Origin of the sequence: Rhodoplanes sp. Z2-YC6860 (assembly GCF_001579845.1) — a bacterium.
Classification (GTDB): Bacteria; Pseudomonadota; Alphaproteobacteria; order Rhizobiales; family Xanthobacteraceae; genus Z2-YC6860.
On record NZ_CP007440.1, the window covers coordinates 4,344,627 to 4,367,671 of the forward strand.

General features: G+C 64.0%; 27 protein-coding genes. 19 read left to right on the plus strand and 8 right to left on the minus strand.

Annotated features, from left to right (window positions below):
* Both RHPLAN_RS20155 and RHPLAN_RS20160 read left to right on the plus strand, forming a co-directional pair.
* Positions 1–981: a Bug family tripartite tricarboxylate transporter substrate binding protein gene (locus RHPLAN_RS20155; protein ID WP_084245249.1), complete on the plus strand. Its 981-nt coding sequence runs from the start codon at positions 1–3 to the stop codon at positions 979–981.
* Positions 982–985: 4 nt separating this feature from the next.
* Positions 986–2,059 (plus strand): amidohydrolase family protein, encoded by a 1,074-nt coding sequence (locus RHPLAN_RS20160; protein WP_068021236.1) that lies wholly within the window; start codon positions 986–988, stop codon positions 2,057–2,059.
* Positions 2,060–2,116: 57 nt separating this feature from the next.
* Here RHPLAN_RS20160 and RHPLAN_RS20165 read toward each other — a convergent pair whose 3' ends face one another.
* From RHPLAN_RS20165 to RHPLAN_RS20185, 5 genes are all read right to left on the minus strand, one after another.
* Positions 2,117–2,500, minus strand: coding sequence for a c-type cytochrome (locus RHPLAN_RS20165; protein ID WP_068021238.1), 384 nt, complete (start codon positions 2,498–2,500; stop codon positions 2,117–2,119).
* A 51-nt stretch (positions 2,501–2,551) separates the two neighbouring features.
* On the minus strand, positions 2,552–2,887 hold the full coding sequence (locus RHPLAN_RS20170; RefSeq protein WP_084245251.1) for a cupredoxin domain-containing protein: 336 nt from the start codon (positions 2,885–2,887) through the stop codon (positions 2,552–2,554).
* Positions 2,888–2,978: 91 nt separating this feature from the next.
* Positions 2,979–3,923: a metallophosphoesterase family protein gene (locus RHPLAN_RS20175; RefSeq protein ID WP_068021241.1), complete on the minus strand. Its 945-nt coding sequence runs from the start codon at positions 3,921–3,923 to the stop codon at positions 2,979–2,981.
* A gap of 273 nt (positions 3,924–4,196) precedes the next feature.
* Positions 4,197–4,988 carry an anti-sigma factor family protein gene (locus RHPLAN_RS20180; protein WP_068021243.1) on the minus strand — a complete coding sequence of 264 codons (792 nt, stop codon included), beginning with the start codon at positions 4,986–4,988 and terminating at the stop codon, positions 4,197–4,199.
* Positions 4,978–5,538, minus strand: coding sequence for a sigma-70 family RNA polymerase sigma factor (locus tag RHPLAN_RS20185; protein WP_068021245.1), 561 nt, complete (start codon positions 5,536–5,538; stop codon positions 4,978–4,980). Before RHPLAN_RS20185 ends, RHPLAN_RS20180 begins: the two co-directional genes overlap by 11 nt.
* A 208-nt stretch (positions 5,539–5,746) precedes the next feature.
* On the opposite strand from RHPLAN_RS20185, the gene RHPLAN_RS20190 reads away from it, so the two are divergent.
* The 7 genes from RHPLAN_RS20190 (at position 5,747) to RHPLAN_RS20220 (ending at position 11,678) form a co-directional block, all read left to right on the plus strand.
* A complete protein-coding gene (locus RHPLAN_RS20190) occupies positions 5,747–6,718 on the plus strand; it encodes an MBL fold metallo-hydrolase (RefSeq protein ID WP_068021247.1) in 972 nt (323 codons plus the stop codon).
* Between the two features lie 171 nt (positions 6,719–6,889).
* Entirely contained in the window at positions 6,890–7,345 is a 456-nt protein-coding gene (locus tag RHPLAN_RS20195; RefSeq protein ID WP_068021249.1) for a tetratricopeptide repeat protein, read from the plus strand.
* A 9-nt stretch (positions 7,346–7,354) separates the two neighbouring features.
* The gene (locus tag RHPLAN_RS20200) at positions 7,355–7,771 is read left to right on the plus strand and encodes a DoxX family protein (RefSeq protein WP_068021251.1); all 417 of its coding nucleotides are present in this window, start codon (positions 7,355–7,357) and stop codon (positions 7,769–7,771) included.
* A 129-nt stretch (positions 7,772–7,900) separates the two neighbouring features.
* Positions 7,901–9,001, plus strand: coding sequence for an amidohydrolase family protein (locus RHPLAN_RS20205; RefSeq protein WP_068021253.1), 1,101 nt, complete (start codon positions 7,901–7,903; stop codon positions 8,999–9,001).
* A 201-nt stretch (positions 9,002–9,202) separates the two neighbouring features.
* Positions 9,203–9,619 (plus strand): Rieske (2Fe-2S) protein, encoded by a 417-nt coding sequence (locus RHPLAN_RS20210; RefSeq protein ID WP_068021256.1) that lies wholly within the window; start codon positions 9,203–9,205, stop codon positions 9,617–9,619.
* Positions 9,620–9,640: 21 nt separating this feature from the next.
* The gene (locus RHPLAN_RS20215) at positions 9,641–10,630 is read left to right on the plus strand and encodes an ABC transporter substrate-binding protein (RefSeq protein ID WP_068021258.1); all 990 of its coding nucleotides are present in this window, start codon (positions 9,641–9,643) and stop codon (positions 10,628–10,630) included.
* 67 nt (positions 10,631–10,697) lie between these two features.
* On the plus strand, positions 10,698–11,678 hold the full coding sequence (locus RHPLAN_RS20220) for an ABC transporter substrate-binding protein (protein ID WP_068021259.1): 981 nt from the start codon (positions 10,698–10,700) through the stop codon (positions 11,676–11,678).
* Between the two features lie 24 nt (positions 11,679–11,702).
* Here the strand turns inward: RHPLAN_RS20220 and RHPLAN_RS20225 are convergent, their stop codons facing one another.
* Genes RHPLAN_RS20225 through RHPLAN_RS20235 form a run of 3 tightly spaced genes read right to left on the minus strand, consistent with a single transcriptional unit; the run spans position 11,703 to position 14,724 of the window.
* Complete coding sequence (locus RHPLAN_RS20225; protein WP_068021261.1) at positions 11,703–12,743, minus strand: sensor histidine kinase; 1,041 nt, start codon at positions 12,741–12,743, stop codon at positions 11,703–11,705.
* Positions 12,744–12,755: 12 nt separating this feature from the next.
* Positions 12,756–13,169 (minus strand): response regulator, encoded by a 414-nt coding sequence (locus tag RHPLAN_RS20230; RefSeq protein WP_068031568.1) that lies wholly within the window; start codon positions 13,167–13,169, stop codon positions 12,756–12,758.
* A 34-nt stretch (positions 13,170–13,203) separates the two neighbouring features.
* A complete protein-coding gene (locus RHPLAN_RS20235) occupies positions 13,204–14,724 on the minus strand; it encodes a sensor histidine kinase (RefSeq protein ID WP_068021263.1) in 1,521 nt (506 codons plus the stop codon).
* Between the two features lie 138 nt (positions 14,725–14,862).
* Between RHPLAN_RS20235 and RHPLAN_RS20240 the strand changes: the two genes are divergently transcribed.
* From RHPLAN_RS20240 to RHPLAN_RS20285, 10 genes are all read left to right on the plus strand, one after another.
* A complete protein-coding gene (locus RHPLAN_RS20240; protein WP_068021265.1) occupies positions 14,863–15,051 on the plus strand; it encodes a DUF6898 family protein in 189 nt (62 codons plus the stop codon).
* A 612-nt stretch (positions 15,052–15,663) separates the two neighbouring features.
* The gene (gene glyA / locus RHPLAN_RS20245; protein WP_068021266.1) at positions 15,664–16,965 is read left to right on the plus strand and encodes a serine hydroxymethyltransferase; all 1,302 of its coding nucleotides are present in this window, start codon (positions 15,664–15,666) and stop codon (positions 16,963–16,965) included.
* 27 nt (positions 16,966–16,992) lie between these two features.
* Positions 16,993–17,493 carry a transcriptional regulator NrdR gene (nrdR, locus tag RHPLAN_RS20250; protein WP_068021268.1) on the plus strand — a complete coding sequence of 167 codons (501 nt, stop codon included), beginning with the start codon at positions 16,993–16,995 and terminating at the stop codon, positions 17,491–17,493.
* Complete coding sequence (gene ribD / locus RHPLAN_RS20255) at positions 17,490–18,629, plus strand: bifunctional diaminohydroxyphosphoribosylaminopyrimidine deaminase/5-amino-6-(5-phosphoribosylamino)uracil reductase RibD (RefSeq protein ID WP_068021270.1); 1,140 nt, start codon at positions 17,490–17,492, stop codon at positions 18,627–18,629. The genes nrdR and ribD overlap by 4 nt, the downstream gene beginning before the upstream one ends.
* 7 nt (positions 18,630–18,636) lie before the next feature.
* Positions 18,637–19,242: a riboflavin synthase gene (locus tag RHPLAN_RS20260; RefSeq protein ID WP_068021271.1), complete on the plus strand. Its 606-nt coding sequence runs from the start codon at positions 18,637–18,639 to the stop codon at positions 19,240–19,242.
* Positions 19,243–19,274: 32 nt separating this feature from the next.
* The gene (locus RHPLAN_RS20265) at positions 19,275–19,577 is read left to right on the plus strand and encodes a hypothetical protein (protein ID WP_068021273.1); all 303 of its coding nucleotides are present in this window, start codon (positions 19,275–19,277) and stop codon (positions 19,575–19,577) included.
* A 92-nt stretch (positions 19,578–19,669) separates the two neighbouring features.
* Complete coding sequence (ribH, locus tag RHPLAN_RS20270) at positions 19,670–20,167, plus strand: 6,7-dimethyl-8-ribityllumazine synthase (RefSeq protein ID WP_068021275.1); 498 nt, start codon at positions 19,670–19,672, stop codon at positions 20,165–20,167.
* 4 nt (positions 20,168–20,171) lie between these two features.
* Positions 20,172–20,663, plus strand: coding sequence for a transcription antitermination factor NusB (gene nusB, locus RHPLAN_RS20275; protein ID WP_068021277.1), 492 nt, complete (start codon positions 20,172–20,174; stop codon positions 20,661–20,663).
* 4 nt (positions 20,664–20,667) lie between these two features.
* Positions 20,668–21,675 (plus strand): thiamine-phosphate kinase, encoded by a 1,008-nt coding sequence (thiL, locus tag RHPLAN_RS20280; protein WP_068021279.1) that lies wholly within the window; start codon positions 20,668–20,670, stop codon positions 21,673–21,675.
* Positions 21,676–21,735: 60 nt separating this feature from the next.
* Entirely contained in the window at positions 21,736–22,971 is a 1,236-nt protein-coding gene (locus tag RHPLAN_RS20285) for an alpha-hydroxy acid oxidase (RefSeq protein WP_068021281.1), read from the plus strand.
* The last annotated feature ends 74 nt before the right edge of the window (positions 22,972–23,045 follow it).

Sequence of the window (23,045 nt, forward strand, 5' to 3'; positions counted from 1 at the left end):
ATGAGAAGCGTCAGAAGAACGCTCGTCCTGCTTGGATTGCTGACATTGGCCGCAACTCGAGCGCAGGCCGATCCTGTCGCCGACTATCCGAACGGGCCGGTGAAGATACTGGTGCCGTTTGCGGCCGGCGGCCCGACCGACGTCGTGGCCCGTATCCTGGGGGACCTCCTCTCGATGCGTTGGGGCGGCAAGACCGTGGTGATCGAGAACCGGCCCGGCGCCGGCACCATTGTTGCGACCGCAGCGGTTGCGAAATCCGCGCCGGACGGGCTGACGCTGCTGATGGCGACCAATTCGCTCCTCATCAATCCCGCGATCAGCCAGTCGCTGCCCTACGACACCGCCAAGGATTTCGCGCCGGTCAGCATGATCGCGGTGCAGCCAGCCGCGCTCGTCGCCAACAAATACTTCGAGGTCAAAACCGTGGCCGACGTGGTCGCGGTCGCCAAGAAGCAGCCGGTCAATTACACCTCGCCTGGGCCGCGCGGGATCGGCGATCTGGCCGGGCAGATGCTGCGCCAGCGCACCGGCATCCCGGCCCAGAACTTCATCCACATCAACTACAACGGCAGCGCGCCGGCGCTCACCGACGTGATCGCGGGGCGGGTGCCGTTGATGTTCGACATCTGGCACTCGGCGCGGCGTTACGTCGAGACCGGCGATCTGAAGCTGATCGCGAGCGCCAGCGCCGACCGGCTGCCTGGCGCGCCCAACGTGCCGACCATCTCGGAAACCTATCCGGGCGTCGACGTCATCGCGTTCAACGCCGTGGTGGCGCAGGGCTTAACGCCCGCGCCGATCGTCGAGAAGCTGTCCGCCGACATCCGCGCCATCGTCGCCTCGGATGCCTTCCTGGATCGCGTCAAGAATCTCGGCATCAATTCATACGGCACCACGCCGGTCGAACTGCGCGCCTGGATGACCAAGGAGATCGCGCGCTGGAAAGAGGTTACTCAGGCCTCCAACATCAAGGCTGATTAAGCGCATGTCCGAACCGGGTGCCATCGACTGCGACGTCCATCCGAGCGTGCCGGATGTCAGCGTGCTGCTGCCGTATCTCGACACGTTCTGGCGGGATTCCGTCATTGACCGGGGCTTGAGCTCGCTCGACTCCAACAGCTATCCGCTGAAATCGCCGCTCACCGCGCGGCCGGAATGGCGCGGCAAAAACGGCCTCGCGGCGGCGGACGCCAAGCAGGTCGCCGACCAGGTGTTCGGCCGCTGGCAGTCGGGCACGGCGATCCTCAACTGCCTCTACGGCGTGCAGCTCCTGTTCAGCGAGGACATGGCGGCGGCGTTCTGCCGGGCGATCAACGACTGGCTCGCGAAAGAGTGGCTCGACCGCGATCCCAGGCTTCGCGCCTCCATCGTCATCCCGATGCAGAGCCCCGAATACGCGGTCGACGAGATCGAGCGGCTGGCCAACGACAAGCGCTTCGTCCAGGTGCTGGTTCTCGTGATGCAGGAGGTGCCGCTCGGCCGCCGCCAGTTCTGGCCGATCTATGCGGCCTGCGAGCGCCACGGCCTGCCGCTCGGCATCCACGCAGGTTCGTCCTACCGCAATCCGGTCACGTCATTGGGCTGGCCGACCTGGTACATCGAGGACTATGCGGCGCAGTCGCAAGGCTTCCAGTCGCAGATGGCGAGCCTGATCACCGAGGGCGTGTTCGCCAAGCATCCGGGGCTGAAGGTCGTGCTGATGGAGTCCGGCGTCACGTGGCTGCCAGGCTTCCTCTGGCGCTTCAGCAAGTTCTGGCGCGGCTTGCGCACCGAGGTGCCCTGGGTCGACCGCGCGCCATGGGAGATCGTCCGCGACCACTTCCGGCTGACCATGCAGCCGTTCGATGCGCCGGACGGCCGGGAAGCTGTCGAGCGCGCCATCGAGCACCTGCGCTCCGACGAGATTTTGCTGTACGCCTCGGACTATCCGCACTGGCAGTTCGACGGCGATGCCGTGGTGCCGGACGGTTTCTCGCCGGCTTTGCGCAAGAAGATCGCGGTCGACAATCCGCTTGCCACCTATCCAAGGCTCAAGAACGGGATGGCGGTCTCTCGCTAGGCTGTCGAGCCTTATGCCGGTCGTGGTCGCCCAAACAATCCGCGCGCAAACACAGTCTCAGGGCACAACCTGAGTTTTCAGATATCCAATGACATTTACAATGTCTTCGTCTTTCTTCAATCCCGGAAACATCATCTTGGTGCCCGGCACCTTTACCTGAGGATTTCGCAGATACTCCATCAGCGTGGGTTCGTCCCAGACGATGCCGGAGTTCTTGTTCGCGTCGGAATAGTGATAGTCGGGAAACGTTCCTGCCTTCCGTCCAACGACGCCGGTCAGTACGGGACCGATCGAGTTCAACGCGTGGTCGCCGATCTGATGGCAAGCCCGGCACGCGTTGAATATCTTCTGACCGGCCGCGACGTCCTGGGCTTTGGCGCCCATCGGGACCGACAACCAAAGCGCGACGACCAGCAAACTGCTCCTGGTGAACAACTGCATTGCTATCCTGCTAGCTTTCCGAGGCTTCGTGATACCCGCGTCTAGCGCCGGCTATGGCGTGACGACGATCTGTCCCTTCATGCGAGGGTGGAGACTGCAGAAGTAATCGTAAGTTCCCGGCGTCTCAAACTTGAACGCGAACTTGTCTTCGCCGTCGAGTGCCTGCGAGCGAAAGCTGCCATCGATCGCGACGACAGTGTGCACGATGTCGTCGTCGTTCTCCCACGTCACCGTCGTGCCGACCGGGACGCTCAGAGTCGGGGACTTGAACGTGAAATTTTCGATGGTGATGCTTGCCGGACCTGGCAGCGCCACAGCGGCGTAGATCATGCAGGACGTCGCCCCCCCGATCAGGAAGGCGAGCGTGAGATCAGATTTGATGGACATGACGACCGACGTTTTCGAGAGGAAGATTGCTAGGGGCCGCATCTTCCGCCGAACGTCGGCGAAAGATGCGTGTGACATGGCGCGACGCGACTCAGGCTTCCGAGAGCGCCTTGTCGACGATTGCCAGCGGTTGTGTCCCCGCCTTCACTGTCACTGAGGCGGTTCCCAGGACGCTTCGAAGCTTGTCGTCGGGCACCTTCATGGGGCCCGGCGACGGCGCTGTACCAGGCGCGGGCTGTGGGAAGGCGGTCGAGCGGGCCGTATGGAACGTGACCGAGCCTTCGACCTTCTGCATCACCTGATGGATATGGCCATTGAGGACGGTCACCGACCCGAACCGCTTGAGCAAACCGAGTGCTTGAGCCGAATCGTCGGTGCCCCAGCCCCATTCGGCACTGACCGTCCACAGTGGGATATGCGCGAACACCACGATGGGCGTGGAAGCGGTCTTGGCCTTGAGGTCGGCTTCGAGCCACTTGAGTTGCTCGGCACCCAGCGATCCCATGCCGCCACCCTTGAGATCGGCCACGTTGACCAAACCGACGAAGTGCACGCCGTTGTGATCGAACGAATACCAGCCGGTGCCCATGGCCTTCGTCCGCTTACCGTATCGGTCCAGGTAGGCCTTGCCCTGCTGCTCGTCGACGATGTCGTGCTCGCCAGGGACGTAGAACGTGTCGAGCTTGGTTTTGCCGATCACCTGATCGGCGTCATCGAACTCGTTCGGCTTCGAAAGATGCGTGATATCGCCGGTATGAATCATGAAGCTCGGCTTTTTCGGCAAAGCGACGATTTTGCCAATGGCCTCGTCCAAGGTACCGAGGGGGTTGGTATTGGCCGGCTTATTGAAGCCGATGTGGCTGTCCGAAATCTGGAGGAAGGTAAATCCAGTAGCGGCGGCGTTGGCTTCGGAAATCCCGAGCAGTGTGGAACTCGGGACACCGCCTGTTACCGTCCACAGCATGCCCGTTCCAGCCCAAAGCATGCATTCCAAAGCACCACGCCGGCTGACGCCGTCGCCTTCATCTTCGGCCATCTGTCACTCCTCTGATTTGACCGCCCGAAGATGAAGATCAGCGGTGCCTCCGCTTTATTCCAAGGATTCGAACTTTCGTTGCTTTTCGCCGCAAATATTTAATTGGGTCGCGTCGGAGTCGGAGATGAGCAAAGTTCTCAAGCTAACGCGTGGCCGGGACCATAGGCGAGCGAAGCGACGCGGTCCTTTGGACGGCCGTAGGCGAGCGAAGCGACGCCGTCCTTCGGACGGCTATGCCCCGGCCATGACGTGGGTAGACGGTGCCTGCCTCGGCTACAACAGCGCCGGCAATTCCCGCAGCTCGCCCGCGTTGAGATCGGAGATCGCGCGGAACGCCATGCCGCCGCGGCACCAGCTCGCGATGTTGTAGCCTTCCGCGGTTTCGATCTTCACCGCATCGGCGTCATTGCTCGGCCAGATGAACACGTTGATCTGGTGCAGGCGCTTCTTGTAGACGACGACCGCGACGCGCTTGCCGTCGATATAGTCGAGCCGGCCGCCGACCAGCGTGTAGCCCTCGGCGCTGAGGTCCTTGACCACCGGCGTGAACTCGAGCCGGCCCGCAAACCACGGCTTCACATTGTGCTGGTCGTTCGACACCACCTGCACAGTGCTGTCCTGGATCAGCGAGCGCACATGGGCGGCGAGCACGTCGCGGTTGATCAGCTCCTGATTGTCGACCGTCTGCAGATGCCACCACGTGCCCGACACCGAGAGCACGCAGACCACCAGCATGGCGGCGATCTGGCGGAGCACCGGGGTAAAACTACGGGTCCTCGCGGCGAGCCTCGCCGCAAACGACACCGGCGGCGCAGGCTCCGCGACGATCTCGGCCATTTCCGACTGCTGCTCAACTGCGAGCCGCGCCTGGATGCGCCGGGCGAGCCCCTGCGGCGCACGCTCACGCGCGCCGGCAATCTTGGCGCTCAGCTCTTTCAGCTCGTCGCGATAGCGCGCGCAGGCCGGACAGCTTTCGGCGTGCTCGGCGACGCTCTGGCGCTGCCCGTTCGACAGCTCGCCATCGAGTAGGGCGCCGATGCGCTCGCGCGCATGATCACAGCGCATTCTGGTTCTCCTTCTGCATCAATCCCGTCAACACGTCTTTGAGGTCGGCTCTGGCCCGCGACAACCGCGACATCACGGTGCCGGCCGGTATGCCGAGCACGGAGGCGATGTCCTGATAGGACAGCCCCTCGAATTCACGCAGCACGATCACCTCACGGAACGCCGGCGTCAGCTTCGCGAGCGCGCGGCGGACCAGCGAGCGTTCGCCGTCGCTGATCAGCACGTCCTCGGCCGAGGGGTCTTCGCTCGCCGGCTCGAAGGCCGGACCGTCTTCGCCATCGCGACGGCCCAGCGCATCCTCGATCGACACCACGTTGGTGTTGCGCTTTCGGACCGACAGCCAGCGATAGGCGACGTTGCGGACGATGGTTAACAGCCAGGGCCGGATATCGCCGCCGTGAAACTGGGCAAAGGCCTTGTACGCCCGCAAATAGGCGTCCTGGACCACGTCCTGGGCGTCCGCGTCGTTGCGGGTGAGCCAGTAGGCGAGGTTATAGGCCGCATCGAGGTGCGGCAGCGCTTCCGTGTCGAAATCCTGACTGCTCGGCATATGACAAGTCTCTGACAACGGCACTTTTTTCGGGGTTAGCGGTCAACTCAACTCCATGTGACTCCGGGAAGGGCGCGTTTATTCCAGGGCTTAGGCCGGCCTTCCACGGAGCTCTCGGGACCCGGGAATAATCCCTGGCGGGCAAGAGTCCTCAGTCCGTCGCTACCACCCCAGTAACCGACTGAATTCCATCGAACAGAGGACGTTCATGCCTAACCTCAACCGTCGCGATTTCGTCACATCGACCGCGTTCGCCGCGGCCCTGGGATTCACCGGAAAACTCGCCGTTTCTCCGGCTTTCGCCCTGCAAGACGTGCCCGACCCCAAGCCGGGCTTCCACAAATACAAGGTCGGCTCGGTCGAGGTGACCGCGCTCTATGACGGCATCTGGCGCAAGCCCCACGATCCGGGCTTCATCCGCAACGCCTCGGTCGACGAGACCAAGGCAGAGCTGGAGAAGGCCCACCAGATCACCGAGTTCATGCCGATTCCGCTGACCGTCGTGGTTCTCAAGATCAACGGCGAGCACATCCTGGTGGATTCCGGCTCCGGCGCCGGCCAGTGGCAGCCGACCGCGGGCCATATCGCGGGCTACATGCAAGCGGCCGGCATCGATCCGAAGTCGATCAAGAAGATCCTGATCTCGCACTTCCACCCGGATCACATCTTCGGCCTCCTGGAAAAGGGCACCAACAAGCCGACGTTCCCCGACGCCGAGCTGATCGTCACGTCGGCCGAGTACAAGTGGTGGACCGAGGAGGGCCGGATCGAGAAGCTGCCGGAGGCCCGCAAGGGCCTCGGCCAGCGCATCCATGCCTCGTTCCCGAACTGGAAGAACTTCAGGCTGATCGACGGCGAGAAGGAAGTCGCGCCAGGCGTGCGCCTGATCAACACGCCGGGCCACACGCCGGGCCATGCGTCGTTCGTTGTCAGCTCCGGCAACAAGACGCTGATGGTGTCGAACGACGTGGCCTATGTGCCGGCGCTGCTCGCGCCGCATCCGGAATGGCAGGGCACCTACGATCAGGACGGCCCGCTCGCCGTCACGACCCGCAGGAAACTGCTCGACCAGGTGATTGCCGACAAGATGATGATCTGCGGTGCGCACTTCCCGTTCCCCGGCACCGGTCAGTTCGTCAAGGACGGCGACCACTACGCGTTCACGACGGTCTCGGCCTAGGGCGTGATCCCGAAAAGTGTGAAGCGGTTTTCGGAAAAGATCACGCCCAAACACTAAAAGCCGCCCAGCCGCCTGAACCATCCACATGCGATCGATCGGGACGGATGCGTTCCGATCGAGCCGGCCTCCCTCGGCCTTCGTGACCCCAAGCTTTTGAAAGGAGAAAGACTCATGAAAACTCTTCGTTCGACCCTGATCGCCTTTGCACTCCTCACCGGCGTTGCCGCGACCCCGGTGCTCGCCGTCGACAACATGGAGAGCACCGATGCCCCGGACCTCACCGCGGTGCGCGCCAGCATCAAAGCCAAGGACTACAAGAGCGCCATCACCGAGCTCACCGGCATGATCGACAAGGGCATTCAGCATGCCGATGTCTACAATCTGCTCGGCTTCAGTCTGCGCCATGAGGGCGACATGAAGGGTGCCCAGACGTTCTATGCCAAGGCGCTGGATTACAATCCCGAGCACAAGGGCGCGCTGGAATATCAGGGCGAGATGTTCGTGAAACTCGGCCAGTTCGACAAGGCGCAGGCCAACCTTACCAAGCTCGCCAAGCTCTGCCCGCAAGGCTGCGAGGAGCGGGAAGATTTGGAAGAAGCGATCAAGACGAAGGTCGTCAAGGACTAAGTCTGGAACATGAACGACCCGCTCAACCACACATTCGGGCCTGCGGCTGACGCCGCAGGCCGCATCTTGCTCGCGGCGCTGTTTCTCTACGAAGCTTATGCCAAGCTGACGGGCTACGCTTTGGCGGTGAAATACGCAGCGGCCTTTGGCGTGCCGTCGACGCTGATGCCGCTCGCGATCGCGACCGAACTCGGTTGCGGCACGCTGCTGGTGCTCGGCCTGTTCACGCGGCTCGCCGGCATCACTCTCGCGGGCTTCTGCCTGGTGACGGCTTTCATTTTTCACACCAAGTTCAGCGACGGCAATCAGGTTCTGCACTTCGGCAAGGATATCGCGCTGGCCGGCGCCTTCCTGTTCGTTGCGGGCCACGGCGCGGGGCCGTTGTCGCTCGATGCGCGGTTCTTCCGAAGACGGGAACCGGAGTGAAAGCAGCCGGTTTAGCCCCCAAATCCGGCATGCTATAATCGGCTTGTGGCCGGCGAATCCCGGCTGCCCACTCCACGAAAGGGCCGGTGCGCCACCGGCCAAATCTGGTCCGCCAGAGGGAGGCCGCGCATGAACATCGAGGTCCGGGCGAAGGAGCGGTCGCAAAAGACCAGGCTCGACATCGTCGACTGCGATTTCCATCCCAAGCTCACACTCGAGCAGTTGAAGCCGTTCCTCTCCAATCAGTGGTGGAGCTATCTGCAGACCTACGGCAACCGCTCGCGGCACGGCTACGCCAAGGGCTATGCGTACCCCAAGATGACGCCGCAGGCGGCGCGCCGGGATGCCTGGCCGCCCACCGGCGGACTGCCGGCGAGTGATCTCGAATTCGTCCAGCAGCAGCATCTCGACTTTTACGGCATCAGCGCCGCGATCATGAATCCGCTGTCGCCGACCGGGCAGGGCGATCAGAACATCGAGCTGTCGATCGCGATGGCGGCCGCTTCGAACGAGGCCCAGGTCGCGCAATGGACCGCGCGCGAGCCGCGCTGCAAGGCGTCGGTCGTGGTGCCCTATGAGGATGGCGTGGCCTCCGCCAAGGAGGTCCGCAAGCACGCCGGCGACAGAAATTATGCCCAGGTCTTCATGCTGAGCCGCACCGGCGAGGCGGCCGGGCGCAAGCGCTACTGGCCGATCTACGAGGCGGCGGTCGAGGCAGGGCTGCCGGTCGGCATCCATGCGTTCGGCTATTCGGGCTGGCCGATGACCGGTTCGGGCTATCCGTCGTTCTACATCGAGGAGATGACCGAGCATGCCGTCTCGGCCCAGGCCATGGTGACGAGCTTCATCATGGAGGGCGTGTTCGAGCGGCTGCCGGAATTGAAGGTCGTGCTCATCGAATGCGGCTTCGGCTGGCTGCCGGCGCTCGGCTGGCGGCTCGACAAGCACTGGAAGCGGCTGAAGGACGAGGTGCCGCATCTGAAGAAGGCGCCGTCGGAATACATCCGCGAGCATTTCTGGGTGACAACACAGCCGATGGAGGAGACGGAAAATCCGGACCAGCTCATCGAGGTGATGAACTGGATCGGCATGGACCGGATCATGTTCTCCAGCGACTATCCGCACTGGGATTTCGACGATCCGTTCGTCACGCTGCCGCCATCTCTCACCGAGGCGCAGCGCCGGGATGTCTACGCCGGCAACGCGCGAAAGCTTTATCGGTTGGATTGATGCACGTGCCTCTCGTGTCCCGGGCGCAATGCATCGCGAAGCGTTGCGTTGCAGACCCGGGACCCAGCTTTCTTTACGTTGCAGCCAATCGGGGTCCCGGATCAGCCATAGCGCGTCAAAGACGCGCGTATACGCGCTTATGGCACCACTCCGCGCCTTCGGCGCTACGCGCTGCATCGCATCCGGGACACGAGACCACCCATGGCTAAAAAACACGTCGTCGCCGCGTTAGGCGAAATCCCGCCCGGCGGGAAAAAGCTCGTGTCCGCCGATGGGCGCGCCATCGTGGTCTTCAACCTCGACGGCGAGTTCTTCGCGCTGTCGAACCGCTGCCCGCATCGCGGCGGCAGCCTTTGCGAAGGCAATATCACCGGGCTCGTCTTGTCCGATGAGCCCGGCCATTACGAATATATCCGCCGCGGCGAGATCATCCGCTGCCCCTGGCACGCCTGGGAGTTCGACATCCGCACCGGCAAGTCCTGGTGCGACCCGGACAAGATCAAGGCGCGCCGCTTCGGAGTCTCGGTGGAGAAGGGCGCAAAGCTGATCGAAGGTCCCTACGTGGCAGAGTCCTTCAAGGTCAGCGTCGAGGACGACTACGTGGTGGTCGAGGCCTGACCGCTCCGCTACTCTCGCGACATGCGGGGCGGCATCAAGCGGCGTCAATTCATCCAACTGCTGTCAGGAGCAGCGGTCGCGTGGCCGCTTGAGGCCCGGGCACAAAAGGCCGGTCGGCCTGTCATCGGCTATCTCAGCAGCAAGGGTGAAGCCGCCGAGGCAGGAATTCTCGCCGGCGTCCGCAAAGGCCTCGGCGAGCAAGGTTTTACCGAAGGCCAAAATGTTGCCTTTGAATACCATTGGGGCGGGGGCGATTACGACAAGCTGCCGAAGCTCGCCGCGGGGCTTGTTGCCCGGGACGTCGATATCATAGCCGCTTCGGGATTGCCGGCGACGCTCGCCGCCAAGGCCGCGACCGCGAAAATTCCGATCATTTTCCGCCTCGCGATTGACCCGATTGCATTCAAGCTGGCGCAAAGCTTCGATCGGCCGGGCGGCAACCTGACCGGCGTCACGATGCTGTTCGATCCGCTGACGCCGAAGAAGCTGCAACTGCTCCACGAACTGGTTTCGTCCGCCTCGATCGGCATCTTGATCAACCCCAAAAATCAGAACGCGGTGTCGCACAAGGCACACGCCGAGACTGCGGCTGCCGCGCTTGGCTTGCGCATGACCGTGCTCAACGCGAGCAGCGGCAGCGAGCTTGGTCCGGCCTTCGATCACGCGCGGCAGGCGAAGCTTGGTGCGATCCTTGTTGGCGACGACCCGCTGTTCGACACCGAGAGCCAGCGGCTCGTCGAAGCGGCCAACCGCTCGAAAATCCCGACCATGTACTACGTCCGCGATTTCGTGGTGGGCGGCGGGCTGCTCAGCTATGGGCCGAGCTTCGATGAGATGTCGTACCAGGTCGGCATCTATGCCGGGCGTATTCTCAAAGGCGCCAAAGCCACCGAGCTTCCGATCGTGCAGCCGACCAAATTCGAGCTTGTCATCAACCGGAAAGCTGCGCGTGCGATAGGCCTCGAGATTCCGTCCAAGCTGCTGTTCACGGCCGACGAAGTGATTGAATAGGGTGGCTCGACGCTCATGTGGCCCGTGCTAATGTCGTACGGGGCGACGATGGGGCTGGACTTGTTTTATGAAGCGGCGTGAATTTCTGACTTTTCTCGGCGGCGCGGCCGCCTGTCCGATCAAGGCCCAGGCACAACAACAAAAGCTTCCCGTGGTGGGCTTCCTGCACGCTTTGTCGTCGAGCAACATCAAGCTCTATCTGCCGAAGGTCAGCCAAGGCTTGAGGGAGGCAGGTTACGTCGAGGGGCGCGATTTCGTCTTCGAAGCGCGCTCCGCCGAAGGCCAGAATGACCGGCTGCCGGGGCTCATTGCCGAGTTGATCGGCCTGAACGCTGCCGTGATCATCGCGGCCGGCGGCAGCGAGCCCGCCAAGCTCGCAAAGGCCGCCACCTCCACCATTCCAATTGTGTTTGTGAGCGGAGCCGACCCGCTGAAGGCCGGTCTGATTGAAAGCCTCAACCGGCCGGGCGGAAACGTCACAGGTGTGAGCCTGATCGGCTCGGCGCTGGAGGCAAAACGCCTGGAGCAGTTGGCGAGCCTCGTACCGGGCGACGGCGTGATCGGTGTGATGATCAATCCGAAATATCCCGATGCCGCGCTTCAGGCGCGCGAGCTGTCAGACGCCGCGAGCGTGATCAAACGGCCGATCGAGATTCAAAGCGCCAGCACCGACGAGGAAATCGAAGCGGCCTTCGCAGCCTTCGCAACCAGGCACGTTGCGGCGGTGCTGGTGGCGCAGGATGTGTTCTTCAACAGCCGCCGCGAAATGCTTGTAACGCTAGCGGCACGTCACAATTGGCCCGCGATCTACAACCAGCGCGAATATCCGCAGATCGGCGGCCTGATCAGCTACGGCACGCATTTCGCCGACGGCTATCGGCAGGGTGGCGTCTATGCCGGAAAGATCCTCGCCGGAGCCAAGCCCGCCGAGTTGCCGGTCGAGCAGCCGACGAGGTTCGAGCTGGTCGTCAACACCAAGACCGCGGCGGCGCTCGGCCTGGAAATTCCGGCGAGGCTTCTCGCGACCGCCGACGAAGTGATCGAGTGAACGCTCGGGCCGGCGCCGCGCGGCCTAGACTTCGAATTCCAGGGTGATGTGGCAACCCGCCGAGGTCGGCGCGTAGACCACCGCCGAGCCAAGCCCGCGCGCCAGCGCGTTGACGATGCGGCTGCCGACACCGGTGCCCTTGATCGGGCCATCGCCCCGCCAGCCGACACCGTCGTCCTCGACCTTCAGGCTGACCTTCTTGGCCGCGATCTTTTTCAGCAGGACGCGGATTTCTCCGCCTTTGTCGGTCGGATACGCGTATTTGAAAGCGTTGGTGACCAGTTCCGTGACGACCACGCCGATCGAGACGGCTTTGTCGGTCGGAACATGGGTCGGCTCGGCCGTGAGCCGAACCGTCGAGGCGTGGCCGGATTCTTTCAGCGTCGCTTCAAGATCGCGCAGCAGGCTTGCGAGATATTCCGATATCTCGACCGACCTCACATCGGCCGACGTATAGAGCCTGCGATGCACGCCCGCGATCGCAGAGATGCGGGCCTGGATCTCACCGAGTGCGTCGCGCACCGCCGGCTCATTGATCGACTTCGATTGCAGACCAACCAGCGAGGCGACGAGTTGCAGACTATTGGCGACACGATGGTTGACCTCGTGCAGCATCACCTCGGCGCGTTCCTTGGCTTCGCGGACTTCGCGCTCGGCGCGGTCGCGCTCGCGCTGCAGTCGCGCCTTTTCGATCGCCTGATCGACCGCGCTGCCGAGAAGTTCGAAGAATTCTTCGCCAACGGTTTTGGTGACGTAGTCCGCAGCGCCGGCCTTGAGGGCGGCGACGGCAACAGCGGCATCCGCATTGGCAGTCACATACACCACCGGCGGCGGCGCCGGCAGCGGCTTCAGCGCCGCGAGAACATCGAGACCGGTGCCTGCGGTGAGAAAATGATCGAGGCCGATCACGTCGATCGGCTGCTCATCGCCGGCTTGCTGCAATCGTGCCAGCCCGGCCTCGGCCGTCGGCACGGTCTCGACCTCGTAGCCGCGACGGCTCAGCGCGCGCTGGACGAGGCGCGCGAGCGCAGGATCGTCATCGATGTAAAGGACGCGGGTCGGCACGCGGCTTTCTTCTTATTGGGTTTCGGGGACCTGCATCACGGCGAAGAACAGGCCGAGCTGGCGGATCGCGTTGGCAAAGCCTTCGTAGTTCACCGGCTTGGTGATGTAGACGTTGGCGCCGAGATCGTAGCAGCGCTGGATTTCCCGTGCATCGTCGGTTGTGGTCAGCACCACGACGGGCGAGCGCTTGGTGTGCTGGTTCGACTTCAGCTTTTCGAGGATGTCGATGCCGGTCATGTCGGGCAGGTTGAGATCGAGCAGGATGAGGAGCTGACGCCCCGCGCTGACCTCGCCCGAGCCGTCGTCACCGAGAAGAAACTTCAACGCATCAGTGCCATTGGCGAACGGGGTGATCTCGTTGTTGACCCCGGCACGCCGGATGTTCTTCTCGATGAGGCGCGCGTGGCCCTCATCGTCCTCGATCATGATGATGCTGACCGGTTTGGCTTGGCTGTTCACGTCAGGCGGCTCCCGCTTGCATGGACATGACTTTTTGCATGGACAGGACTTGCCGCAGATCGCGCGGCAGGTTGATCTTCATCGTGGTTCCTCGTTCGAGCTCGGATTGCAGGGTGATGTCGCCGCCCAGATTGCGCACCATCGTGCGCACATGGGCGAGGCCGATGCCTTCACCGGGCTGATCCTGCGATCCCGATCTCCGGAACAGGTCGAAAATGCGCTCGTGGTCTTGTTTGGCGATGCCCCGGCCGTTGTCCTCGACCTCAACCACGATGCGCTGACCGCGTTCCTGTGCGGCGCGAATGCGGATTTTCAGCGGCCGATTTTTGGCGCGGTATTTGACCGCGTTGTCGAGCAGATTGCCGAACACCTGTTCGAGCGCGAGGCGGTCCGAAACCACAGGCGGCACGCTGCCCTCGATCTTCACCTCGCCGCCGGCATCCGTGACCTGGTGTTGAACCGAGGCGGCGGCGGTTTCCAGCAGCGAATGCAACTCGATGGTCTCGGGCTTGAGCACGCGCCGGCCCTCGCGCGACAACTTCAGGATGGCATTGATCAGGCCGTCCATTTTTCGCGTCGAGGATCGGATGAAATTGATTGCTTCCGGCAGATCGTCGAGCGCTGCGGCGCGGGCGCCTTTGACGACCGGATCCTCGCTCGCCTCGTCGGTCTGCTTGACGTGATCCTGGATCGCCGTGAGGCAGCCTTCGAGCTCGCTGGTGAAGCCCATGATGTTCACGAGCGGCGCGCGCAGATCGTGGGTCACGATGTAGGCGAAGCGCTGGATCTCTTCGTTGGCGCGACCGAGGTCGGCGGTGCGCTCGCGCACGCGTTCTTCCAGGCCGACGTTGAGGGTCTGCACCTCACGCTGCGCCTCGATGAGTTGCCGCGTGTAGAGCAGCACGGTCCAGACTGCGCCACCAACCACCAGCAGGATCACGATCGCGCCCGCGATGGTGACCATTTGCAGTTGCGAGATGCTCTCGCGCTGGCTTTGCACGACCTCTTGGATGCGATCTTCCGCCCGCACCACCATCGCCGCGATCGTGGTTCGGGCCTGCTCCATGATCTCGCGTCCGCTGTTGGCCTTCACGATCACCATCGCCGAATCTCGCTGCCCGGCGTTGTAAAGTTCGATCGTCCGGGCAAGCTCCGCGCGCTTGGCTTCGATGATGGGGATCAGCTTGGCGAAGGCGTCCCTTTGGACCGCGTCCTTATCGGTCAGCTCGCGGACACGTTCGATCTGGCCCGGCAGCCGTTGTTCGGCATTGGTATAGGGGGAGAGATAATCCTGGTCCCCGGTCAACAGGAAACCGCGCTGGCCGGTTTCGAGGTCGGCGAGCGAGTTTCGAATGTCGATGATGGCGCCGCGCTGCTGGCGTGCGGCGGTGACCTGGTCGGTCGTGATGCGGGCCTGCTCGACCAGCCAGAAATTGAAGGCGACGATTGCGACGAGGGCTCCGACCCCGACCAGGATGGCGAGAACGGTCGAGCGGATGAAGGCGATTTTTGTAATTGGCATCGAGGGGTCTGTGTCGACGCCAGCTATATCGAATGCCGATGCGAAGATACACTGTTTCCGACGCCTTATCGGTCTGCGATTCCGCGCGTCGAAAGTTCCGATTGAGGCGATGCGTCTTTTGACATAACCGCTGATGCCATGGCCGACCCCAACGATCACGAGATCTATTTTGAGTTCGTCGCGATCGGCAACGCCGTCAAGGTGACGGCGATTGACAGCGTGACCGCGATCGAGGTGTCGGTGATGGGACCGTCCAATGCCGCCAAGTCGGATCTCGAACGTCTGGCGTTGCGTAAACTTCAAGCGAGGCTGAAGCGGGAAGGGTGAATTCTAAGACATGCTGGATGATCTCTTGACGCACTATTTTGTTCTTGACAAGTTCTGATTTGCCTCGTTCACTGAGGGCGTCATCTAGAGACGTCTATTTGGCGGAGCGGGGTGTGGCGCCTGCAGGCGTGGCTCGTGACCACGTCCCAGGGTGCGAGGTCATTGTCCGTCTCCGATGAGGGGGCCGCCTTCAGTGGCAGGGCGCGGTCGGGTGAAAGCGGGCGCAAATGCCCCCTGGAGCATGGTGGGTGAAAGCCCAGCCGGTCCGATCGAATCTCGAACGGTGGCCTCGCAATAAATCGCCACAAGTGGAGCGCCGGGAGGCGAGCGGGCTTCGCAAGCCCGCGGCACCTCCCAAGGGTGCCGACGACCACGTAGCGCCAACCGGCGCTCCGCGCCCTCACGCATGTGAGGGAGCAGGAAGAATAGAGGCGCTGGCCCCGTGCCTGATCTGAAGGGGCCGATGAATCACGCCTGGATCGATGCCTGCCCGCCCTGCGTGAGGCAAAAACCCACTGTTCACCCAACATCTTGCGGGCTGTGTGCGGCCACCGTCCAAGCCTTGGCGCATTCCGGACGATATGGTAGGCCACACCATCCCTGGAGAACCCAATGTCCGTCACTGAAAGCTCCGCGAAAGCCGTCGCGGAATCCCTCTTTACCGCTTCGCTTGCCGACACCGATCCCGAGATCAACGAGGCGATCGGTCTGGAACTCGGTCGTCAGCGCGACGAGATCGAACTGATTGCTTCAGAAAACATCGTCAGCCGCGCCGTGCTCGAGGCGCAGGGCTCGGTGATGACCAACAAGTACGCCGAGGGTCTTCCGGGCCGGCGTTATTATGGTGGCTGCCAATACGTCGACATCGCCGAGAATCTCGCGCTCGACCGCATCAAGAAGTTGTTCAACGCGGGTTTTGCCAACGTGCAGCCGCACTCCGGCGCGCAGGCCAATGCGGCAGCCTTCATGGCTCTGATGCAGCCCGGCGACACCTTCCTGGGGCTGAACCTCGCAGCGGGCGGGCACCTCAGCCACGGCTCGCCGGTCAATCTCTCCGGCAAGTGGTTCAAGGCGGTGCCCTACAGCGTGCGCCGCGACGACCACCGCATCGACATCGACGAAGTGCGGAAACTGGCCGAGCAGCACAAGCCCAAGGTGATCGTGGCCGGGGGATCGGCTTATCCGCGCATCATCGACTTCAAGGCGTTCCGGGAGATCGCCGACAGCGTCGGGGCCAAACTGATGGTCGACATGGCGCACTTCGCCGGCCTGGTGGCGGGCGGGGTGCATCCGAGCCCGTTCCCCCACGCCCACGTGGTGACCTCCACCACCCACAAGACCCTCCGCGGCCCCCGCGGCGGTTTCATCCTCACCAACGATGAGGAACTCGGCAAGAAGATCAACTCCGCGGTGTTCCCGGGCATGCAGGGCGGGCCGCTAATGCACGTCATTGCCGCCAAGGCCGTGGCCTTCGGCGAGGCGCTGCGTCCGTCGTTCAAGATTTACGCGAAGAACGTCGCGGATAACGCGAAGGCTCTGGCCGAAGTCCTTAAAAATAAAGGACTAGACATCGTCTCGGGCGGCACCGACACCCACCTGATGCTGGTCGATCTGCGGCCCAAGCGCCTGACCGGCAAGGTGGCCGAGGCGGCGCTCGGCCGCGCCCACATCACCTGCAACAAGAACGGCATTCCGTTCGATCCGGAGAAGCCCGCGATCACCTCGGGCGTCCGGCTGGGCTCGCCAGCCGCGACCTCGCGCGGCTTCGGCATCGCCGAGTTCCGTCAGGTCGGCGAGCTGATCGCCGAGGTGCTGGATGCGCTGTCGCACAAGAATTCCGATGAGGATGCGGCCGTGGAGGCCGCGGTCCGCGAGAAGGTGAAGCGGCTGATCTCCCGGTTCCCGATCTACTAGCGGGGAAGAAGGGGTAAGGGGCGGAGAATGCGTTGTCCGAGTTGCGGGTCCCTCGACACCCAGGTCAAGGACTCGCGTCCGACCGAGGACTCTGCCGCCATCCGGCGGCGGCGGGTCTGTCTGTCGTGCAATTTTCGCTTCACGACGTTTGAGCGCGTTCAGCTCCGCGAGCTGACCGTGATCAAGCGCAACGGCCGGCGCGCGCCGTTCGATCGCGACAAGCTGATCCGCTCGTTGTCGATTGCGCTCCGCAAGCGGCCGGTCGATCCCGAGCAGGTCGAGCAGATGGCCTCGAAGATGGTGCGGGAGCTGGAAAGCCTCGGCGAGAACGAGATCACGTCGGAGACCATCGGCGAGACGGTGATGGAGCACCTGCGCGGGCTCGACGACGTGGCCTATGTGCGCTTCGCCTCGGTCTACCGCAATTTCCGCGAGCCGAAGGACTTCCAGCAGGCGCTCGATGAACTTTCGGGTGAGGACGAGCCGACCAAGCCGCCGGCCAAGCCTCCAGTTGCCGCACGGCGATGACGAGCGCGGCCGAAACACCAGCGGTCGCAACCGCGGCGGCTTCTTCCGACGATTGGCGTTTCATGCAGCTCGCGCTGGCGCTTGGCCGCCGCGGGCTCGGCCGGACCTGGCCGAACCCGGCGGTCGGCGCCGTGGTGGTGAAGGACGGCGTGATCGTCGGCCGCGGCTGGACCCAGCCCGGCGGCCGTCCCCACGCCGAAACCGAAGCGCTCAAGCGCGCCGGCCGGGACGCCAAGGGCGCGACGATGTACGTGACGCTGGAGCCGTGCTCGCATCATGGCAAGACGCCGCCGTGTGCGGACGCGATCATCCGCGCGGGTGTCGCCCGCGTGGTTTCGGCGCTGGAGGACGTCAATCCGCAGGTCGCCGGGCAGGGTTACGCGAAGCTTCGCGAGCGCGGTATCGTCGTCGACACCGGGCTCGGCCGCGAGGAGGCGAGGCATGACCACGCCGGCCATTCGCGGCGGATGCGCGACGGCAGGCCTCATGTGCTGCTGAAGCTTGCCGCGTCGTCCGACGGCAAGGCCGGGCTCCCCGGACGGAAACCCGTCGCCATCACCGGAGAAGCAGCACGCCAGCGCGTGCATCTGATGCGCGCCGAGGCGGACGCCATTCTCGTTGGCATCGGCACGGTGCTGGCCGACGATCCGCACCTGACCTGCCGGCTGCCCGGCATGTTCGAGCTCTCGCCGGTGCGCGTGGTGCTCGATGCCAAGCTCCGCATTCCGCTGTCGACTGCGATCGTCGGCACCGCGCGCGACGTGCCGGTCTGGGTGTTCGGCGCGACGGGCGCTTCGCCGATCGCCGAAGACATTCTGAAGGCCAAAGGCGTCGAGGTGTTTCGGGTCGACGCGACGGACGGCCGGCTCGACCTGCATCAGGTTGTGAAAGCGCTGGCCGAGCGCGGCATCACGCGATTGATGGTCGAAGGCGGCCCGATCGTTGCGGCGTCATTCCTTGCGGCCGATCTGGTCGACGAGGCCGCACTGTTCCGCTCGCCGAACGAAATCGGCCCGACCGGCATCGACGTGCTGGAGGGCATGCCGCTAGGCGCGCTGACACAGTCGGCGCAGCTCACCAGGGTGGCGACCGAGGCGGTCGGGGACGATACACTGACGAAGTACGAACGGGCGTAATTCCCAGATGTTTACAGGTATTGTCAGCGATGTGGGTGAGGTGGTCGCGGTCGAGCCGCGGGCCGAAGGCTTGCGCAGGCTCAAGGTCGCTTGCGGCTATCCGGTGGAGTCCATTGCGATCGGCGCGTCGATCTCGCATTCCGGCGTCTGCCTCACTGTCGTCGAAGCCGCCAAGCTCGGCAATCGCACGGCGGTTTCGGTCGATGCCGCGGCAGAGACGCTCAGGCTCACCACGGCGGGCGATTGGAACGCCGGTACGCGGCTCAATCTCGAGCGCGCGATGAAAGTCGGTGACGAGCTCGGCGGCCATATTGTGGCAGGTCACGTCGACGGCGTGGCTGAGCTCGTCGCGCGCGAGGATCTGCCCGATATGGCGCGGCTCACGCTGCGTGCACCCAAGGAACTGATGCGCTTTGTCGCAACCAAGGGCTCGGTCGCGCTCGACGGCATTTCGCTTACCGTCAACGAGGTCACCGACGAAACCTTTTCGGTGCTGATCATTCCGCACACGCTTGCGGTCACAACGCTCGGTGTCGCCAAAACCGGTGACCGGATGAACCTGGAGATCGATTTGATGGCGCGCTACGCGGCGCGTTTGATGGAGACGCGGTGACATTTGACCGCTTGGGAGGGGGAGGATTGCACATGCGTACAGCGTTGTTGCCGGTGCTCGTGGTGTTCGGCGGCGTCCTTGCCGAGGACGCCAAAGCCCAGACCTTCTGCGCAGTGAACAGCCAGGGTGCGACCAACTGCTCTTTCACGTCGATTACGGCTTGCCGCGACGAGGTCAGAGGCGACGGCGGCTTTTGCCTGCCACAGGCGCCGATCGGGCACCGCCAGCCGCGCGCCGCCGACGTCACCGGCAGCGGTGACGACACGATCAATCCGCGCCAGGATCAGCGCAATCGCAGGCTCGACCGCTCGCTGCAGCTCTGCCGTGGGTGCTGAACGATACATGACACGAATGTCACGCAAGGCGATGCGCTCTTGTTAGCAGGCACCCCGCTTGCTACTGACGCGGCCCAAACAGTGAGGAACGAATGGCCGCACCGAAACGCAAGCCGTCAGCCAAGCCCGCAAAGCCCTCGGGCGCACGCATTCTGATTGTCGAGGCGCGGTTTTATAACGACATCGCCGACGCGCTTCTCGCGGGCGCCATCGCGGCGCTGGACGAGGCTCAGGCGACCTTCGAGGTGGTCACCGTCCCCGGTTCGCTCGAGATCGTTCCGGCCATCGCCATCGCGCTCGATGCCGCCGCGAAGCAGAAAAGGCCCTACGACGGCGTGGTTGCGCTCGGCTGTGTGATCCAGGGCGAAACGTTCCATTTCGACATCGTGTCGATGCAGTCGGCCCGCGCGTTGCTGGATTATTCGATCGCGCACCAGATTCCCTGCGGCAACGGCATTCTGACCACCGACACCGAGGCGCAGGCCTGGGCGCGCGCCCGCAAGACCGAGCAGGACAAGGGCGGCGACGCTGCGCGCGCCACGCTTGCGCTGATCACGTTGAAGAACCAAGTCGGGCAGAAGCAGAAGTAACCGGATGGCCCGAACCGCACCATCGAAGGACGGCCCCCGCGCCAACAAGCGCGGCGCGGCGCGTTTGGCCGCGGTGCAGGCGCTCTATCAGATGGATCTCGCGGCGACCCCGCTGAACGACATCCTGGGCGAGTTCGAGGCGCATTGGATGGGGCAGGAGGTCGAGGGCGAAAAATACCTGCCGGCCGAGGCCAATTTCTTCCGCGACGTCGTGAAGGGCGTGGTCGCCGAGCAGCGCAGGCTCGACCCGATGATCGACGCGGTCCTGTCCAAAGGCTGGCCGTTGGTTCGGATCGAAACCGTGTTGCGCGCCATCCTGCGCGCAGGCGCCTATGAGCTCGACCGCAAACCGGAGGTTCCGGCGCGCGTTGTGGTGTCTGAATATGCCGACATCGCGCATGCGTTTGTCGAGCGCGACGAAACGGGTCTCGTCAACGCCGTGCTCGACCAGCTCGCGCGGCAATTGCGGGCTGGCGAGTTCGAAGGAGCGCGCTGACGCCATGGCGAAGCGCCGGACCCCAAAGCAGTCTGGCGAAGACCTCCTGATCGCCGACTATTTCAAGCCGATTGCGCGCCACCCTGGTGCCCGCGACCTGGTGGATGACGCGGCGTATTTGACACCGCCTAAGGGGCACGAACTGGTGCTCAAGACCGACGCCATCGTCGGCAGCGTGCATTTCTTCATCGAAGATCCGCCGGACACCGTGGCGCGCAAGGCACTCGGGGTGAACCTGTCGGATCTGGCTTCGAAAGGCGCCAAGCCCGCAGGTTTCCTGCTGACGCTGGCGCTGCCGAAGGATTACAGCCACGACTGGCTCAAAGCGTTCGCGCGGGGGCTCGGCGCCATGGCCAGACGCTATGATTGTCCGCTGCTGGGTGGCGACACCGTGATGACGCCGGGGCCGGTGACGATCTCGATCGCGGCGTTCGGAACCTTGCCGAAGGGCACAGGCGTGGAGCGCTCCGGCGCCAGGGTCGGCGACGTCATCGTGGTGACGGGCACGATCGGTGACGCGGCGCTGGGTCTGAAGCTCCGCACCGACATCGGCGCCATCCATCGTTGGCATCTCGACGCCCGGTTGAAGGCGCATCTGGCAAAACGTTACCTGGTGCCGCAACCGCGCAACGCCGTGGCTGAGGCGGTGCGCCGTTACGCTCATGGCGCGATGGATGTGTCCGACGGGCTCGCCGGCGATCTTGGCAAGCTCGTGCTCGCCTCGGGCGTCGGCGCCGAGGTTGAAGCCAAACGCGTTCCGCTGTCGCGTGCGGCACGCCATGCGCTTGCGGTCGATCCGGGTGCTCTGGAGACCATCCTGACCGGCGGTGACGACTTCGAAGTGCTGGCCACGGTCCCGCCGAAGCAGCTCGCTGGCTTTATGGCCGCGGCGCGTCGCGCCCGCGTGCGGGCGACCGCAATCGGCCGGGTCACCGCGGCGCAGGGCACGCGTTTCATCGGGTTCGACGGCGAGGAGCTCCGCTTTCACCGCGCCTCATTCAGCCATTTTTGAAGGGGCTCGCCGCGCTATACTCCCGCTGCCACAGAACACCGAAAAAGGGTTGGGGACGTTATGCACGACATTACTGCCATCGCAGCCGCAAAGCCCGGCGCGACCCGATCACCGAACTTCCAGAAGCACCAGCGCTGGTATCCGACGATTTATGACCTCCGTCGCGGCGCCAAGCGCCGGCTGCCGCATTTCGCCTTTGAATATGGCGACGGCGGCGCAGGCGACGACACCGGCATCAAGCACAACTGGGCCGCGCTCGACGCCATCGAGATGGTGCCGCGCTACGGTGTGATGCCCGAGTTGCCGCCGGTGAACTGCGAGCTGTTCGGCCGGAAATATTCGGCACCGCTCGGCGTGGCGCCGATGGGCAGCCCGATCGTGGTGTGGCCCGGTGCCGACAAGCTTCTCGCCGCGGCCGCGCAGCGCGCCAAGGTGCCGTACACGCTGGGCGTCGCCGGCGGCGCCACGATCGAGGAGATCGCCAAGATCGCGCCCGACGTGATGTGGCTGCAGATGTACCGCTTCGCCAAGAACAACCACGCCATCGGCTTCGACCTGATGCGGCGCGCCGACGAGGCCGGCGTGCATGTGCTGATGCTCACGCTCGACGTACCGGTGCGCACCGTGCGCTCGCGCGAGGTGAAGGTGGGCATGGGCGGCGGCGGTTATTTCCGGCCGGACTGGCGCATGATGCTCGGAATGGTGAAGTGCCCGGGCTGGGCCATGGCGATGCTGGCCAACAATCTGCCGCGCTTTGCCAACATCCAGCCGTATGCAGGGCCTGGGGCAGGGCTCAACGAAACCATCAAGTACGCGCGCAACGAGATGGGCGGCGCGTTCTCGTGGGATGAGGTCAAACGCTATCGCGACCGCTGGAAGAAGCCGCTTATTCTGAAGGGCATCTTGCATCCCGAGGACGCCGAGAAGGCGATCGAGATCGGAGCTGACGGCGTGCTGGTCTCCAACCACGGCGGACGCCAGATCGAGGCGCTGCCGCCGCCGATCGATTGCGTGCCGGCCGTGGTGAAGGCCGTCAACAAGCGCGCCACCGTGCTGTTCGACTCCGGCGTCCGCAGCGGCACCGATGTCGCCCGCGCGCTGGCGCTCGGCGCCGACGCGGCGCTGGCCGGCAAGGCGTTCCTGTGGGGCTTGGGCGCGCTCGGCTCCGACGGGCCGGGCCATGTCATCGACCTGATGATCGATGAACTTCGTTCCGCGCTCGGGCAGATCGGCGCCCACTCGCCGGCCGAGGCCCGCAACGTTCGAGTCCGCCATTCCAGCGCGCTGCACTTCTGATCTGCGGCCAAGGCCATGGCTCAACAGCAAGGCGCCCGGTAGAACGGGCGCCTTGTCGTTTTTGATGCCACCGC